The sequence below is a fragment of the Streptomyces sp. NPDC044571 genome (assembly GCF_040647115.1).
GTDB lineage: Bacteria > Actinomycetota > Actinomycetes > Streptomycetales > Streptomycetaceae > Streptomyces.
Window position 1 is genome coordinate 50,459 of sequence record NZ_JBEZBN010000039.1, and the last position, 15,484, is coordinate 65,942.

The window sequence follows — 15,484 nt, forward strand, 5'->3', positions numbered from 1 at the left end:
CGTGTCACGAACGTGCCCTCTGTGGCAGGTGGGCAAATGGGGACGTCAGCGTCCGAGCTGTGACAGAACCTGCCGCGGTCGGTTCGTGATGATCGCTTCCACACCCAGATCAGCGCAGAGCTGAACATCTTCCGGCTGGTCCACTGTCCATACGTGTACGGAGTACCCCGCGCCCTGGAGCCTGCGGATGAAGCCGGGATGGTTGCGCACGATCCGCATGCCCGGTCCGGCGATCCGTACGCCGGCCGGCAGCCGCCCGTCGCGCATGCGCGGGGAGACGAACTGCATCAGGTACACGGTCGGGACCGTCGGAGCAGCCGCCCGCACCCGGTGCAGGGAGCGCGCCGAGAAGCTCATCACGCGGACCGGGTGGGGGCCCTCAGCGGGCGGGGCGTCCAGGCCGAACCGCTTGAGGAGGAAGAGGAGGCGCTCCTCCACCTGTCCGGCCCACCGGGTCGGGTGCTTCGTCTCGATGGCGAGCTGCACCGGCCGCCCGGCGTCGGCGACCAGCTCCAGCAGCCGCTCCAGCGTGAGCACGGAGGTGCGCTCCGGGTCCGCGTCCCAGTCGGGGGACTCCTCGCGGTCCTTCCACGAGCCGAAGTCGAGGGCGGCGAGGTCGGCCAGCTCCAGGGCGGAGACGGCGCCGCGGCCATTGGAGGTGCGGTTGACCCGGCGGTCGTGGACCAGGACCAGATGGCCGTCGGCGGTGAGCCGGACATCGCATTCAAGAGCGTCCGCGCCGTACTCGATGGCCTTGCGGTACGCGGCCAGGGTGTGCTCGGGAGCGTCCTCCGAGGCGCCTCGGTGGGCGACGACCTGGATCGGAAGCGGCGTTGCGTGGGTCACCGGGTCATGGTGCCACCACGAGGCCTTCGGGTGACGGCCGCGTCCTGGGGATGCGCCGGAATTGCCGGAGATAAAGGATGGGGGAGACGCACAGGTCCGGCTTACAGTGCTCTGACGGGTCCTGGGCAAGGCTTGCCCCAGGAACTTGTGCGGCACGTCGAACGTTCAGTCGGGCCGAAGAGCAGGAATGTCTGAAGCCGTGTGTGACGAGGAGAGAGCGCTGTGAGCACCGAGAACGAGGGCACCGCGGCCCCTACGCCCCCCGCGGCCCCGTCCGCACCACCGGTGGCCACTCCCGCCCCCGAGACCCCCGCGTCCGCGCCGACAGCCGAGGCCCCGGCCGCTGCGGGAGCCTTCGCCGGGCCGCCCGCACCCACCACCCCGCCGGTGGCGCCGGGCGCTGCTCCGGCGGCGTCCGGCAGCGCGGCGCCTGCCGCTGAGCCGGTGACCCAGCAGCTTCCGCCGACCCCCGCGCCGGGCACCGAGCCCACCCAGCAGATCCCGTCCACCGTGGCACCCTCCGGCGCCCCGTCCTACCCCCAGGCGCCGACTCCGGCCGCGCACGGAGCCGAGGGCTGGCCGCCCCCGCCGCCCGCGGTCCCGGCGTACGGTGCGGGCGGAGGCCAGGGAGGCCACGGCGGCTGGGGCACGCCCCTGACCACCGACGGCAACCCGCCCGCCAAGCCCAAGGGCAAGGGCGGTCTGATCGCGGCCGTCCTGGTGGCGGCCCTCCTCGCAGGCGGCGTGGGCGGCGGCATCGGCTACTGGGCCGCCGAGCGGGGCAATGACGGCACCGGCTCGACCACGATCTCCGCGAGCAACACCCCCAAGGACATCAAGCGGGAGGCCGGTTCGATCGCGGGCCTGGCCGCCAGCGCGCTGCCGAGCGTCGTCACCATCGAGGCCTCGGCAGGGGACGGCGAGGGCGGCACCGGCACCGGCTTCGTCTACGACCAGCAGGGCCACATCCTCACCAACAACCACGTGGTGGCCTCCGCGGCCAACGGCGGCAAGCTCTCCGCGACCTTCTCCGACGGCAAGAAGTACGAGGCCGAGGTCATCGGCCGGGCCCAGGGCTACGACGTGGCCGTGCTCAAGCTGAAGAACCCGCCGTCCGGCCTGAAGCCGCTGCCGCTCGGCGACTCCGACAAGGTCGCCGTCGGCGACCCGACGATCGCGATCGGCGCGCCCTTCGGCCTGTCCAACACCGTCACCACCGGCATCGTCAGTGCCAAGAACCGCCCGGTGGCCTCCGGCGACGGCTCCGGGAGCAAGAACTCCTACATGAGCGCGCTGCAGACGGACGCCTCGATCAACCCGGGCAACTCCGGCGGCCCGCTCCTCGACGGGCGCGGCGCGGTCATCGGCATCAACTCCGCCATCCAGTCCGCAGGCAACGGCGGCTTCGGCGGCGGCCAGGCCGGCTCGATCGGCCTCGGCTTCGCCATCCCGATCAACCAGGCCAAGAACGTCGCCGAGTCGCTGATCAAGACGGGCAAGCCGGTGTACCCGGTCATCTCGGTCTCCGTGGACCTCCAGTCCAAGGTCGAGGGCGCCAAGATCTCCGAGCAGGGCGCCCCCGCGAACGAGCTGGTCGACCCGAACGGGCCGGCCGGCAAGGCGGGCCTCAAGCCCGGCGACATCATCATCAAGTTCGGCGACAAGCCGGTCGACAGCGGACCGACCCTGATCAGCGAGATCTGGACGTACAAGCCGGGCGACGTGGTGAAGCTGACCTACCTGCGCGACGGCAAGCCGTCCACCGTCGACATCACGCTCGGCTCGCGGGTCGGCGACAAGTAGACCCGGGGACGGGCCGGGCGCCTTGAGGCCCGGACGAGCAGTGGCCGGATGGTGAGGGGCCGTGGGCGCGATAACGCCTACGGCCCCTCCCAACGTCCGCTTATGCTTCCCCTGTGTTCGATTCGCGGCATATCCGGACGTTCCACGAGGTGGTCGCCTCGGGGTCCTACTCGGCGGCCGCTCGGGTCCTCGGCTACACCCAGCCGGCGATAACCCAGCAGATGAAGGCGCTCGAACGCGCTGTCGGCACACCGCTGTTCACCCGTATCGGCCGCAGAATGAAGCTAACCGAGGCCGGGGAGTCCCTGGCCCGGCACGCCGAGTCCATCCTCGGCAGCCTCTCCGCCGCCGAGGCCCAGCTGAAGGCGTACTCCCGGCTGCGGACCGGGCGGGTCCGGCTGTGCGGCTTCCCCAGCGCCAACGTCACCCTCGTCCCCGAGGCCCTCAGCGGCCTTGCCAAGGAGCACCCGGGCATCCAAGTGGAGCTACTGGAGGGGGAGCCGCCGGAGTCGCTGCGCCGGCTGGAGCGCGGGGAGTGCGACATCACCCTGGCCTTCACCTACCCCGGGCTGCACGAGGAGATACCGGAGGAGGTGGCCGAGGTCAGGCTGCTGGAGGACCAGTTGACGGTGCTGCTCCCGACCGGCCATCCCCTGGCCCGGCGCCGGGCGGTGCAGCTGGCCGACCTCGCGGAGGAGAAGTGGATCGCGGGCTGCCCGCGCTGCCGGGCGAACCTGCTGCACGAGTGCGCCGAGCTGGGCTTCGTGCCCGACATCCGGTTTGCGACCGACGACAACCTGGTCGTGCAGAGCATGGTCGCGCAGGGACTCGGTGTCGCGATGATGCCGGCCCTGGTGCTGCCTTCCCTGTCGTTGACCCGGGTCTGCGGGCGGGCGCTGCAGCCCGCCGCCCGGCGGCACATCGCTGCCTACGTCTACCGGGAGCACCTGCGCATACCCGCGACGGCCGTGGTGCTGGACGAGCTGAAGAGAGTGGCCGCGAACCGCGTCGGCTGCTGACCGATTCATAAGCGGGGCTTGGGAATTCGGGTCAGAACTGTCGTTGGACGTGATGGATCGGCGGCAGGACGCTGCCGGTATGACCACCACAACACCGGCCCGCACGACCGCGAGGTTGGCCGCCCTCGTCCGTGAAATCCGTACGGTCGTCGACCGGGGGTTGGCCCCGGACGTGACCGCGTACCTGGTGGGCGAGCTGCTCGCCCCTCATCTGGGCAGCGACGACCTGCTGACCGAGGCGCAGCAGGAGGGCGATCCGGAGCGCTACCGCCAGCACATCCTGCATGCCGAGTCCGACGGCAGCTTCTCCGTGGTCGCGCTGGTCTGGCTTCCGGGGCAGGAGACCTGCATCCATGACCACGTGTCCTGGTGCGTGGCCGGGGTACACCAGGGCCAGGAGAGCGAGCGTCGCTACCGCCTGGCTCCCGGTGCGGGCCCGGCCCGTCTGGTGGCAACGGAGGACGTGGTCAACGGCCAGGGGGAGGTCTGCGGATTCGCGCCGCCCGGAGACATCCACAAGGTTCGCAACTCCTGTGCGGACAAGGCGATATCGCTTCACGTCTACGGCGCCGACATCTCCCGGCTGGGTACCAGCATCCGCCGTACCTACGCGCCGCCCGTCGACTGATGGCCCTCCTCAATCGCCCGCAGAGCCTGGCAGTCCGGCATGTTTCACGTGAAACACCTTCATCCTGGCCGGGGTTGGGGCTCGCCGCTGTCGGCGTGGTGGTCGCCTGGACGGTGCACCGCCTGCTGCCCGTGGTGCCGATGCTGACCGCGTCGGTGGTGCTCGGCATTGCCGTGGCCCACCTGCCGGGCCTACGAGGTGTCGTACGCGGCATCGGGCGCCCGGGCCTCTCGCTGGCCGGACGGCGCCTGATGCGGATCGGCATCGTGCTGCTGGGCCTCGGTCTGGGCCTGGACCAGGTGTTCCGGCTGGGCTGGACGACGGTGGCGATGGTGGCCGGGGTGGTCGCAGCCACCTTCTTCGGCACGCTCTGGCTGGGGCGCAGGCTCGGGCTCCCCGGCGACCAGCCGCTGCTGATTGCCACGGGGTACTCGATCTGCGGAGCCTCGGCGATCGGGGCGGTGAGCCAGGTATCGGGCAGCGACGAGGAGGATGTGGCCTCCTCGGTGGCCCTGGTGACCCTGTGCGGGACCCTGGCCATCGCAGTACTCCCCTTGCTCCAAGGCCCGTTGGGTCTCACCGATCCGGCCTTCGGCCGCTGGGTGGGCGCTAGCGTCCACGACGTCGGGCAGGTCGTGGCCACCGCCCAGAGCGCGGGCCCGGGGGCGCTGGGCGAGGCGGTGCTGGTCAAGCTGATGCGGGTGGCGCTGCTGGCCCCGCTGGTGGCGGCCGTGGCCTTCTCCGTACGGGCGCGACGGCAGGGTGTACGCACGGCCTCCGGGCGGCGTCCGGCGCCGGTTCCGCTGTTCGTCGCCGGCTTCCTCGCCGCCGTGGCGCTGCGTACCACCGGGGTGCTGCCCGGCGTGGCGCTGGAGTGGGCGCACACCGCGCAGGAACTGTTGCTGGCGGCAGCCCTGTTCGGCCTGGGGAGCGCGGTACACCTGCCCACGCTGGCCCGGACCGGCGGAAGGGCCGCGGTCCTGGGTCTCGGGGCCTGGGTGGTGGTGGCGGGCGTCTCGTACGCGGGGGTGTTGCTGACCGTATGAGGGAGTGTCGCTGACCACACGCGGGGGCACGGATGCCAAGGCGGCGGATGGCAGGAGACGGATGGCGACGGGCCGGACGGCAGGAGAACGGGTGGGAGTTGGCCAATTCCTGGCCGGAACCGACCGAACGTTCTGACTGTCTCCTGACTTCTCGTGCCGTGCGTGCGACCCTGCGCCCGATCCGCACCGACAGCACTTCACCCCCACCCTGTCCGGTCCGAGGGGACCGGACACGGCAGAAGGAGTCAGGCGTGATTCGTCATCGCACGGCAGCATCGGTCCTCCTGGCGGCAGGCGCCCTCCTCACGGGCGCGCTGACGGCGGCCACCCCCTCGGCTGCCGCCGACACCCCCGCATCGTTCACGCAGCAGCACACGAAGGGCTTCTGGACCGCCGAGCGGATGCGGTCCGCGGTGCCGCTCGACGTGACGGCGGTGCCGGGGGTGGCGCGCACCCCGGTGGCCACCTCGGCCCGGCCCACCGCCATCGCCCCGACGGCTCCCTCCGCGGCGACCTCCCCCACGTCCTTCCCGCAGGCGGGCGGTGCCTGGACGGGCGGCGGGGCGGTCGTCAAAACCTCGGGCCGGGTCTTCTTCACCTTCGGGGACCGGACCGCCTCCTGCTCCGGTGACTCCATCACCAGCGCCAACGGCAGCACGGTCATCACCGCGGGCCACTGCGTGAAGTACCAGGGCGCCTGGCACACCAACTGGATCTTCGTCCCGGGGTACGAGAACGGCAACGCCCCCTATGGCCAGTGGTCGGCCACCAAGACTTTCGCCACCGACCAGTGGGCCGCCAGCGAGGACATGAACATGGACGTCGGCCTCGCCGTCGTCGCCCCCCTGAACGGCCAGAAGCTCAGCCAGGCCGTCGGTGCCCAGGGCATCCTCTTCAACGGGGGCTACAACAAGAAGATGTACTCCTTCGGCTTCCCCGCGGCCGCACCGTACGACGGCACGAAGCTCATCTACTGCAGCGGTTCCACGGGCAAGGACTTCCTGCTCACCAAGGACCACAGCCTCGGCTGCAACATGACGGGCGGCTCCAGCGGCGGCCCCTGGTTCCAGGACTTCAACGAGTCCACGGGCCTGGGCACCCAGGTCTCGGTGAACAGCTTCGGATACACCTTCCTGCCGAACCGCATGTTCGGTCCGTACTTCGGCAACGAGGCGAAGGCGGCCTACGACAAGGCCCAGACCTCCTGACCCGTCCCAGTAGGCCCTCCCGGGAAAAGCCGGCCCCCGCCGCCCTCCCCCAGCCGGTAGGCTGTAGCCGCTCCGCCCCAGCTGGGACGGGCAGGGTGGGTTGCCCGAGCGGCCTAAGGGAACGGTCTTGAAAACCGTCGTGGCAGCGATGTCACCGTGGGTTCAAATCCCACACCCACCGCCAGACCGGCGAACGTACTGAAAAGAAGGGGCGCCCCTCCAAGGGGGCGCCCCTTCGTCGTGCGGCCCGGATCGTCGGCGCGGGCGCCGGAGGGCCTTGGTTCTTCCGAGTGGTGTTTGTCGGAAGATCGGCGCGCGTCGGTGAGGCGGTGCGGTTGCGGACACATCATGCCGAATGTATGCAGATCCGCCCGTCGGAACTTTGCGAATCGAGGCACCCGTCATGGCTCACCGCATCAGCGTCGCGTCCCTGTGGACCGTCGTCGTCTCCGCGCTCGTCGCGCTTCTCGCTTCCCTCGGGTTCGGTCGCAAGACCGTTCCGTCCGCCGTCGTCGTTGCCGAGCCCTCCCGGCCCGTGGCTGCCGCCGTACGCCGGCCGGCCGTACCGGTGGCCCGGCGGACCTGGCGGGCGGTGATGCGGGGCAGGGCGCTCCCGCCCACCATCAAGCAGCGCATCCGCGCTGAGGCCCACGGCAAGTCGCCGTCCGTCCGCCGCTCGGCCGCCGCGGCCGGCGCAGCCGCGGACTGGCCGTTGTCACCGGCCTCGCTCGCCGCGGGTCCGTCCGGGCCGTCCCCCGCCTCCGCGGCGGCCGTGCCGCCCGCGACCGCTGCGCCCGCAGGGGCCGGCAGCGTCCGTACGGTCGGAGCCGCCCGGCAGGGGCTGGCGCTCGCCGCGTAGCTGCCGGCGGCCGGCGTGCGGGGACTGACCGCGCCTGCGGGGCATACGGGCGCGGAGTGAGATGTCCGGCGGTGCAGGACCGCGAAGAGAGCGCGCAGGAAGCGCTCGCGGGGCGTGGAGCTTGGTATTGCGGGGCCGCAGGCCCGGGAGACGGTGGGGTTCCCGGACGGCGCGGCCCATTTCGGCGTGTTCGGGGGCACGGGCGCGGTGAAACCTTTCTGCTCGCGCCCGGCTGCTCGTACCGCCCTCCCGCGCGACCTTGACATCGACCAGGAATCTGACGGACAGTCAGGTAACTGGAACGATGCGATGCCGGGAGGCCAGCACCGTGCACCTCGCCCCGACCGAAGGCCAGTTGCGGCTGCGCGCCGAGCTGCGGGAGTACTTCCACGATCTGTTGCCGGACGGGCTTCCCGAGGACCCGGCCGCCCAGCGCGCACTGCTGCGCCGCATCGGCGCCGACGGACTGCTCGGCCTCGGCTGGCCCGTCGAGTACGGGGGTCAAGGAAGGGGAGCCGACGAGCAGTTCGTGTTCTTCGACGAGGCCTACCGCGCCGGCGCGCCCGTCTCCATGGTCACCCTCAACACCGTCGGCCCGACCCTCATGAAGTACGGCACGCAGCAGCAGAAGGACTACTTCCTCCCGCGGATCCTCGGCGGCGAGATCGTCTTCGCCATCGGATACTCGGAGCCCGAGGCAGGCACGGACCTCGCCTCCCTGCGTACCCGCGCGGTGCGCGACGGCGGTGCGGACGGCGACTGGGTGGTCGACGGGCAGAAGATCTTCACCTCGAACGCCCAGAACGCGGACTGGATCTGGCTCGCCTGCCGGACCGACCCGGACGCCCCCAAGCACAAGGGGATCTCGATCATCCTGGTCCCCACTGACGCCCCCGGCTTCACCTGGACCCCGATCGAGACCGTCGGCGGACTCACCACCACGGCGACGTACTACGACTCCCTGCGCGTGCCCGCCGGCCATCTCGTGGGCCCCGAGCACGGCGGCTGGGGCCTGATCACCAACCAGCTCAACCACGAACGCGTGGCTCTCGCCGCCATCGGCATGCAGGCCGAGGACTTCTACGCGGCTGCCCTCGCCCGTGCCCGGACCCCGGATCCCGCCACCGGCGAGCGTCCCGCCGACCGCCCCTGGGTGCAGTCCCGGCTGGCCGAGGCGCACGCCCGGCTGGCGGCCGTACGGCTCCTGAACTGGCGCCTCGTCCAGGACGTGGGCAGCGGCACCCTCGCCCCCGGTGACGCCAGCGGCGTCAAGTTCCTCGGTACCGAGTCCGCTGTGGAGGTGTACCGGATGTGCCAGGAGGTGGTGGGCGAGGAGGCGCTCATCCGGGGGCCTGGGCCTGAGGTCTTCGCGGGCGGCGAGCTGGAGCGGATGAACCGGGCGGCTCAGATCAACACCTTCGGCGGCGGGGTCAGCGAGGTCCAGCGGGAGATCGTGGCCATGATGCGGCTCGGCATGAAGGGGAGGAAGCGATGACCGCCACGGCGGACGACGCAGCGCAGGACGGGAGACGAGCCGGAGCCGAGGACCAGGCCGGTGCCGACGCCCGCTTCCACACGCTGCTGCGAGCCTTCGAGGGGCAGCCCGCCGCCACCGCCGGACGCGGCAAGGACCCGGTCAACGAGCCGATGATCCGCCACTGGTGCGAGGCGATGGGCGATGCCAACCCCTCCTACACCGGCCCGGACGCCATCGCCCCGCCCACCATGCTGCAGGCCTGGACCATGGGCGGGCTCTCCGGTCACGGCGGCCGCTCCTCCGCCTACGACGAGCTCCTCGCGCTCCTCGACGGCGCGGGCTGCACCTCCGTCGTCGCCACCGACTGCGAGCAGGAGTACCTGCGTCCGCTGCGCCCCGGCGACGCGATCACCTACGACGCCGTCATCGAGTCGGTGTCACCCCGCAAGAAGACCAAACTGGGCACCGGCCACTTCGTGACCACCCGCATGGACGTCCGCGCGAACGGCGAACTCGCCGGCACCCACCGCTTCCGTATCCTCAAGTACGCACCCGCCGCCCCGCGGGACCGGCAGCAGAAGAAGCCGGCGGCGGTGGCCCGGCGCCCCCGCCCCGTGGTCAACCGGGACAACCAGGGCTTCTGGGACGGTGTCCGCGAGCGCCGCCTGCTGATCCAGCGCTGCACGGCCTGCGCGACCCTCCGCTTCCCGTGGCTGCCGGGCTGCCATGCCTGCGCCGGCCTCGATTGGGACACCGTCGAGGCGTCCGGCGCCGGCACGGTCTTCTCGTACGTCGTCATGCACCACCCGCCCTTCCCGGCCTTCACCGCGCATGAAGAGGGCGCGGGCGAGGCGCGGCCCTACGCGGTCGCGCTGGTCGAACTCGCCGAAGGGGTCCGGATCATCAGCAACATCACCGGGATCCCCTACGACAAGGTCCGCATCGGGCTGCCCGTACAGCTGGAGTTCCTGCGGGTGGACGAGGACCTGGAACTGCCGGTCTTCCGGGGGAGCGAGGGCTGATGGACTTCCACCCCACCGAGGAGCAGGCGGCCGCGGCCGGCCTCGCCGCCCGGATCTTCACCGACCTCGCCACCCACGAACGCCTCGCTGCGGCCGGCACCGGCAGCGACGCCGAGCTGTGGAAGGCCCTCACCACCGCCGGACTGGTCTCCGCCGTCGAGGACGTCGGCCTGCTCGGCCTGGTGCTGCTGTTGGAGGAGCAGGGCCACACCACCGCGCAGGTCCCCTACGCCGCCACCTGCGCGTACGGAATGCTCCCGGTCGCCGCCCACGGCAGCCCCGAGCAGCGCGCCCGCCTGCTGCCCGCGCTGGGCTCGGGCGAGGCCGTGGCCACCGGCGCCTTCCCCGCCCGCGGCCGTTTCCTCGCCTCCCCGGACGGCCGCCTCACCGGCACGGCCCCGGCCGTGCCCTGGCTGCGCGAGGCCACGCACGTCCTGGTTCCGGACGCGGACCGCGCCCTGTGGCTCGTACGTACGGACGCGCCCGGCGTGCGGACCTCGGCGGTGGAGACCACCGCGCCGTGGGCGGCGGGCCGGCTGACCCTGGCCGACGCCCCGGCGGAACGGCTCGGCGGGGAAGGCGCCCATGACGAGGTGCTGGCCGCGGCGCGCACCGCCTTCGCCGGGCTGCAGGCGGGCGTCTGCGCGGGCTCGCTGGCCCGCACGGTGGAGTACACCTCCACCCGGGAGCAGTTCGGAAGGCCGCTCTCCACGAACCAGGCGGTGATGCTGCGGGCCGCCGACGCCCACATGGACACGGAGGCGATCCGGGTCACCGCGTACGAGGCCGCCTGGCGCATCGACGAGGGACTCCCGGCGCGCGAGCACGCCCTGACCGCGGCCTGGTGGGCGTCGGAGGCGGGCAAACGGGTGGTGCACGCGGGCCAGCACCTGCACGGCGGAATGGGAGCGGACCTGGACCATCCCGTCCACCGGCACTTCCTGTGGGGGCGCCAGCTCGACGCCTACCTGGGGTGCGGCAGCGAACTGCTGGCCGAGCTGGGCGCGCTCCTGTCCGCCGGATCCGAGGGGGAGGCCGCATGAAGAACGCGGACGACATGAAGGACATGAAGGGCGTCGACGACGTGGCCGGCACGACCGGCACGACCGGCACGACCGACACGGAAGGCACGGACCGCAGGAGCCGGACGGGTCGTGTGAAGGTCGGCGACGCCCTGCCGCCGCTGGAGATCGCGGTCACCCGCACGCTGATCGTCGCGGGCGCCATCGCCTCCCGCGACTACCAGGACGTGCACCACGACGCGGTCCTCGCCCAGGAGAAGGGCTCCCCGGACATCTTCATGAACATCCTGACCACCAACGGCCTGGTGGGCCGCTACATCACCGACCACTTCGGGCGGGACGCCGTCCTGCGCAAGGTGGCCATCCGCCTCGGCGCCCCCAACTACCCGGGCGACACCATGACCCTCACCGGCACCGTCGCCGCCCTCCACGGGGACACCGCCGAGATCCGGGTCGTCGGCGCGAACCGCCTCGGCCACCACGTCACCGGCACCGTCAGCGTCACCCTCGGTCCGGCGGGAGATGTGGCATGAGCATCCGTACCCGTGACGGGCTGGGTGGGCGCGCCGCCATCGCCGGCATCGGCGCGACCGAGTTCTCCAAGGACTCCGGCCGCAGTGAGCTCCGGCTCGCCGTCGAGGCCGTGCACGCCGCCCTGGACGACGCCGGGCTCAGCCCCGCCGACGTCGACGGCATGGTCACCTTCACCATGGACACCAGCCCCGAGATCACCGTGGCCCAGGCCGCGGGCATCGGCGAGCTCTCCTTCTTCTCCCGTATCCATTACGGCGGAGGCGCGGCCTGTGCCACCGTCCAGCAGGCCGCTCTCGCCGTCGCCACCGGGGTCGCGGAGGTGGTGGTCTGCTACCGGGCCTTCAACGAACGCTCCGGCCGCCGCTTCGGCTCCGGCGTGCAGCAGCGCGAGCCCTCGGCGGAGGGCGTGGCACTCGGCTGGTCACTGCCGTGGGGGCTGCTCACCCCGGCTTCCTGGGTGGCCATGGCCGCCCAGCGCTATCTGCACGCCTACGGGCTCACCCCCGAGGCCTTCGGCCACGTCGCGGTCACCGACCGCCGGCACGCCGCGAACAACCCCGCCGCCTACTTCCACGGCAAGCCCATCACCCTCGCCGACCACGCCGCCTCGCGCTGGATCGTCGAACCGCTGCGGCTGCTGGACTGCTGCCAGGAAACGGACGGCGGCCAGGCGATCATCGTCACGAGCCCCGAGCGGGCTCGGGACCTGCGGCAGAAACCCGCCGTGATCACCGCTGCCGCACAGGGCGCCGGCCGCCGCCAGGAGGCCATGACCTCCTTCTACCGCGACGACCTCACCGGGCTGCCCGAGATGGACGTGGTCGCTCGGCAGTTGTGGCGGACCAGCGGACTGCGGCCCTCGGACATCGACGTGGGCATCCTCTACGACCACTTCACCCCGTTCGTCCTGATGCAGCTGGAGGAGTTCGGCTTCTGCAAGCCCGGCGAGGCCGCCGATTTCGTCGCGGCGGACGCACTGCCGCTCAACACGCACGGCGGGCAGCTCGGCGAGGCGTACCTGCACGGGATGAACGGCATCGCCGAGGCCGTCCGCCAGTTGCGCGGCACCTCGGTCAACCAGGTCACGGCCGCAGAGCACGTGCTCGTTACGGCCGGCACCGGGGTGCCGACCTCGGGGCTGATCCTCGGCACCGACGGCTGACCGACAACCGGGGCCGATCCATGGAGCCGACAGCCGACAGCCGACAGCCGACAGCCGACAGCCGACAGCCGACAGCCGACAGCCGACAGCCGACAGCCGACAGCCGACCGCCGACCGCCGACCGGTCCCCGGGCCGGGCAGCCGACCGGCGCTCACCGCCAGTTCCGGCTCCCACGGGCACCCTTCCTCCTCCACCTTCAGGAGGTGGGGTGCGGCCTCCCCCTACAACCTGAGATGGATCCGCCTTCGGCACCTGCGGCCGATCCCAGCGGCCCGCCGCGCTTCTAGCGTGGAGCCATGACCACGCCTGTGTGCACACTCGCCTCGAATCCGACGACGTACCCGTCGTTCTCGGCGTACGTCCGGACCCGCGGGACGGTCCTGATGCGCACCGCGCGCTCACTCACCGCCAACCCGTGCGACGCCGAGGACCTGCTCCAGACCGCACTCGCCAAGACGTACGTCGCCTGGGACCGCATTGAGGATCACCGGGCACTGGACGGTTATGTGCGCCGGGCCCTCGTCAACACCCGCACCTCGCAATGGCGCAAGCGCAAGGTCGACGAGTTCGCCTGCGAGGAGCTGCCGGAGACCGAGGAGGCGCCGACCACCGATCCCGCGGAGGCACAGGCGCTGCGCGACGCGATGTGGCGCGCCGTGACCCGGCTGCCCGACCGGCAGCGGGCCATGGTCGTCCTGCGCTACTACGAGGACCTGAGCGAGGCCCAGACCGCCGAGCTGCTCGGCGTCTCGGTCGGCACGGTCAAGAGCGCCGTCTCCCGGGCTCTGGTCAAGCTCCGCGAGGACCCGGAGCTCACCCCGGTCCGCTGAGGATGTTTCACGTGAAACCCCCGACGTTTCACGTGAAACATCCACGGAACACCGCCCCTCCTCCCGCAGCCGGGTAGCCCTGTGCGCGGTGCACCGTTGGCGGGCCTCGGGTCTGTGCATCGGGCCATGCATGGCCCCGAACAGCGAATACGCGCCGTGTTTGTCCGCCCGGGTAGTGACATGCCGACCGGTACGTGCGCAGAATCGGCTGCATCCGAAGCCGCCGCAGCGCCGCAGCGCCCACCGGGAGGACGCTTTGCTGAGCACCATGCAGGACGTACCGCTCCTCGTCACCCGCATACTCCGCCACGGGATGACGATCCACGGAAAGTCCCAGGTCACCACCTGGACCGGGGAGGCCGAGCCGCATCGCCGCAGCTTTGCCGAGATCGGTGTCCGCGCCCATCGGCTGGCCAACGCCCTGCGCGACGAGCTCGGTGTCCAGCAGGACGACCGGGTGGCCACCCTGATGTGGAACAACGCCGAGCACGTCGAGGCGTACTTCGCGATTCCCTCCATGGGTGCGGTCCTGCACACGCTCAACCTGCGGTTGCCGCCCGAGCAGCTGGTCTTCATCGTCAACCACGCGGCCGACCGGGTCGTGCTGGTGAACGGAACCCTGCTGCCGCTGCTCGCGCCGCTGCTGCCGCACCTGCCCACCATCGAACATGTCGTGGTCTCCGGGATCGGCGACCGCACGGCGCTCGACGGCCTCGGCGTGCGCGTACACGAGTACGAGGAGCTGATCGCGGACCGCCCCGACAGCTACGACTGGCCGGAGCTGGACGAGCGCCAGGCCGCCGCCATGTGCTACACCTCCGGCACCACCGGCGACCCCAAGGGCGTCATCTACTCCCACCGCTCGATCTACCTGCACTCCATGCAGGTCAACATGACCGAGTCGATGGGCCTGACCGACAAGGACACCAGCCTCGTCGTCGTTCCGCAGTTCCACGTGAACGCCTGGGGCCTGCCTCACGCCACGTTCATGACCGGCATCAACATGCTGATGCCCGACCGGTTCCTGCAGCCCGCCCCGCTCGCCGAGATGATCGAACGGGAGAAGCCCTCGCACGCCGCGGCCGTCCCCACCATCTGGCAGGGACTGCTGGCCGAGGTCACCGCCAACCCGCGCGATCTGAGTTCGATGAAGCAGGTCACCATCGGCGGCGCCGCCTGCCCGCCCTCCCTGATGGAGGCCTACGACAAGCTAGGCGTCCGCCTCTGCCACGCCTGGGGCATGACCGAGACCTCCCCGCTGGGCACCATGGCGCACCCCCCGGCCGGTCTGAGCGCCGAGGAGGAGTGGCCGTACCGGATCACCCAGGGCCGCTTCCCCGCGGGCGTCGAGCCGCGGCTCGTCGGGCCGGCGGGCGACATCCTGCCCTGGGACGGCGAGTCGGCCGGCGAACTGGAGGTCCGCGGCACCTGGATCGCGGGCGCCTACTACGGGGGCGCCTCCGGCGAAGCGCTGCGTCCCGCCGACAAGTTCAGTGCGGACGGCTGGCTCAAGACCGGCGACGTCGGCGTGATCAGCCCCGACGGCTACCTCACCCTGACCGACCGCGCCAAGGACGTCATCAAGTCCGGCGGAGAGTGGATCTCCAGTGTGGAGTTGGAGAACGCCCTGATGGCGCATCCCGAGGTCGCCGAGGCCGCGGTCGTCGCCGTGCCGGACGAGAAGTGGGGCGAGCGCCCGCTGGCCGCCGTGGTCCTCAAGGAGGGCGCGAGCGTGGACTACAGGGGGCTGCGCGTCTTCCTCGCCCAGTCCATCGCCAAATGGCAGCTGCCGGAACGCTGGACGTTCATCGAGGCCGTACCGAAGACCAGCGTCGGCAAGTTCGACAAGAAGGTGATCCGCAAGCAGTACGCGGAGGGCGAGCTGGCCGTCACGAAGCTCGATTGACGCAGCCGGGGGGGGGGGCCCGCGGGGGGGGCCCCCCCGGTGTCAGACCCGGCCGCCCGGCGGGCGGCGCACACCCCCCCGAGGGCCCGGCCCCCCCCCGAAAGGGGAGAGGGGCCGGGGC

At 71.6% G+C, this 15,484-nt stretch carries 14 protein-coding genes and 1 tRNA gene; 14 read left to right on the top strand and 1 reads right to left on the bottom strand.

Features of this window, described 5'->3' with window-relative positions; translation table 11 throughout:
- Window positions 1-45: 45 nt before the first annotated feature.
- Window positions 46-846 carry a glycerophosphodiester phosphodiesterase gene (locus AB0B01_RS21235; RefSeq protein ID WP_361721158.1) on the bottom strand — a complete coding sequence of 267 codons (801 nt, stop codon included), beginning with the start codon at window positions 844-846 and terminating at the stop codon, window positions 46-48.
- Between the two features lie 222 nt (window positions 847-1,068).
- Here AB0B01_RS21235 and AB0B01_RS21240 point away from each other — a divergent pair, with 222 nt between their 5' ends.
- From AB0B01_RS21240 to AB0B01_RS21305, 14 genes are all read left to right on the top strand, one after another.
- A complete protein-coding gene (locus AB0B01_RS21240; RefSeq protein ID WP_361721161.1) occupies window positions 1,069-2,649 on the top strand; it encodes a trypsin-like peptidase domain-containing protein in 1,581 nt (526 codons plus the stop codon).
- A gap of 113 nt (window positions 2,650-2,762) precedes the next feature.
- A complete protein-coding gene (locus tag AB0B01_RS21245) occupies window positions 2,763-3,668 on the top strand; it encodes a LysR family transcriptional regulator (RefSeq protein WP_361721164.1) in 906 nt (301 codons plus the stop codon).
- Window positions 3,669-3,747: 79 nt separating this feature from the next.
- A complete protein-coding gene (locus AB0B01_RS21250; RefSeq protein WP_361721167.1) occupies window positions 3,748-4,296 on the top strand; it encodes a cysteine dioxygenase family protein in 549 nt (182 codons plus the stop codon).
- A complete protein-coding gene (locus AB0B01_RS21255) occupies window positions 4,296-5,342 on the top strand; it encodes a putative sulfate exporter family transporter (RefSeq protein ID WP_361721170.1) in 1,047 nt (348 codons plus the stop codon). The genes AB0B01_RS21250 and AB0B01_RS21255 overlap by 1 nt, the downstream gene beginning before the upstream one ends.
- 251 nt (window positions 5,343-5,593) lie before the next feature.
- On the top strand, window positions 5,594-6,550 hold the full coding sequence (locus AB0B01_RS21260) for a peptidase (protein WP_361721173.1): 957 nt from the start codon (window positions 5,594-5,596) through the stop codon (window positions 6,548-6,550).
- A gap of 94 nt (window positions 6,551-6,644) precedes the next feature.
- A tRNA-Ser gene (locus tag AB0B01_RS21265) sits at window positions 6,645-6,734 on the top strand.
- 219 nt (window positions 6,735-6,953) lie between these two features.
- Window positions 6,954-7,409, top strand: coding sequence for a DUF6344 domain-containing protein (locus AB0B01_RS21270; RefSeq protein WP_361721176.1), 456 nt, complete (start codon window positions 6,954-6,956; stop codon window positions 7,407-7,409).
- 328 nt (window positions 7,410-7,737) lie between these two features.
- Window positions 7,738-8,904, top strand: coding sequence for an acyl-CoA dehydrogenase family protein (locus tag AB0B01_RS21275; RefSeq protein ID WP_361721179.1), 1,167 nt, complete (start codon window positions 7,738-7,740; stop codon window positions 8,902-8,904).
- Complete coding sequence (locus AB0B01_RS21280; protein WP_361721182.1) at window positions 8,901-9,908, top strand: bifunctional MaoC family dehydratase N-terminal/OB-fold nucleic acid binding domain-containing protein; 1,008 nt, start codon at window positions 8,901-8,903, stop codon at window positions 9,906-9,908. Before AB0B01_RS21275 ends, AB0B01_RS21280 begins: the two co-directional genes overlap by 4 nt.
- Window positions 9,908-10,951, top strand: a complete 1,044-nt coding sequence (locus tag AB0B01_RS21285) for an acyl-CoA dehydrogenase family protein (RefSeq protein WP_361721185.1) — start codon at window positions 9,908-9,910, stop codon at window positions 10,949-10,951. The genes AB0B01_RS21280 and AB0B01_RS21285 overlap by 1 nt, the downstream gene beginning before the upstream one ends.
- A 113-nt stretch (window positions 10,952-11,064) precedes the next feature.
- Entirely contained in the window at window positions 11,065-11,463 is a 399-nt protein-coding gene (locus tag AB0B01_RS21290) for an acyl dehydratase (RefSeq protein WP_361721200.1), read from the top strand.
- On the top strand, window positions 11,460-12,626 hold the full coding sequence (locus tag AB0B01_RS21295; RefSeq protein WP_361721188.1) for a lipid-transfer protein: 1,167 nt from the start codon (window positions 11,460-11,462) through the stop codon (window positions 12,624-12,626). The genes AB0B01_RS21290 and AB0B01_RS21295 overlap by 4 nt, the downstream gene beginning before the upstream one ends.
- Window positions 12,627-12,923: 297 nt before the next feature.
- Window positions 12,924-13,457 (top strand): SigE family RNA polymerase sigma factor, encoded by a 534-nt coding sequence (locus tag AB0B01_RS21300; protein ID WP_361721191.1) that lies wholly within the window; start codon window positions 12,924-12,926, stop codon window positions 13,455-13,457.
- A gap of 256 nt (window positions 13,458-13,713) precedes the next feature.
- On the top strand, window positions 13,714-15,363 hold the full coding sequence (locus AB0B01_RS21305; protein WP_361721194.1) for a long-chain fatty acid--CoA ligase: 1,650 nt from the start codon (window positions 13,714-13,716) through the stop codon (window positions 15,361-15,363).
- Window positions 15,364-15,484: the final 121 nt, after the last annotated feature.

Excerpts from the sequence above, each read along its gene's own strand:
- AB0B01_RS21255 (WP_361721170.1), top strand. The coding sequence starts at position 4,296 with ATGGCCCTCCTCAATCGCCCGCAGAGCCTGGCAGTCCGGCATGTTTCA.
- AB0B01_RS21285 (WP_361721185.1), top strand. The coding sequence starts at position 9,908 with ATGGACTTCCACCCCACCGAGGAGCAGGCGGCCGCGGCCGGCCTCGCC.
- AB0B01_RS21250 (WP_361721167.1), top strand. The coding sequence starts at position 3,748 with ATGACCACCACAACACCGGCCCGCACGACCGCGAGGTTGGCCGCCCTC.
- AB0B01_RS21295 (WP_361721188.1), top strand. The coding sequence starts at position 11,460 with ATGAGCATCCGTACCCGTGACGGGCTGGGTGGGCGCGCCGCCATCGCC.
- AB0B01_RS21300 (WP_361721191.1), top strand. The coding sequence starts at position 12,924 with ATGACCACGCCTGTGTGCACACTCGCCTCGAATCCGACGACGTACCCG.
- AB0B01_RS21280 (WP_361721182.1), top strand. The coding sequence starts at position 8,901 with ATGACCGCCACGGCGGACGACGCAGCGCAGGACGGGAGACGAGCCGGA.
- AB0B01_RS21270 (WP_361721176.1), top strand. The coding sequence starts at position 6,954 with ATGGCTCACCGCATCAGCGTCGCGTCCCTGTGGACCGTCGTCGTCTCC.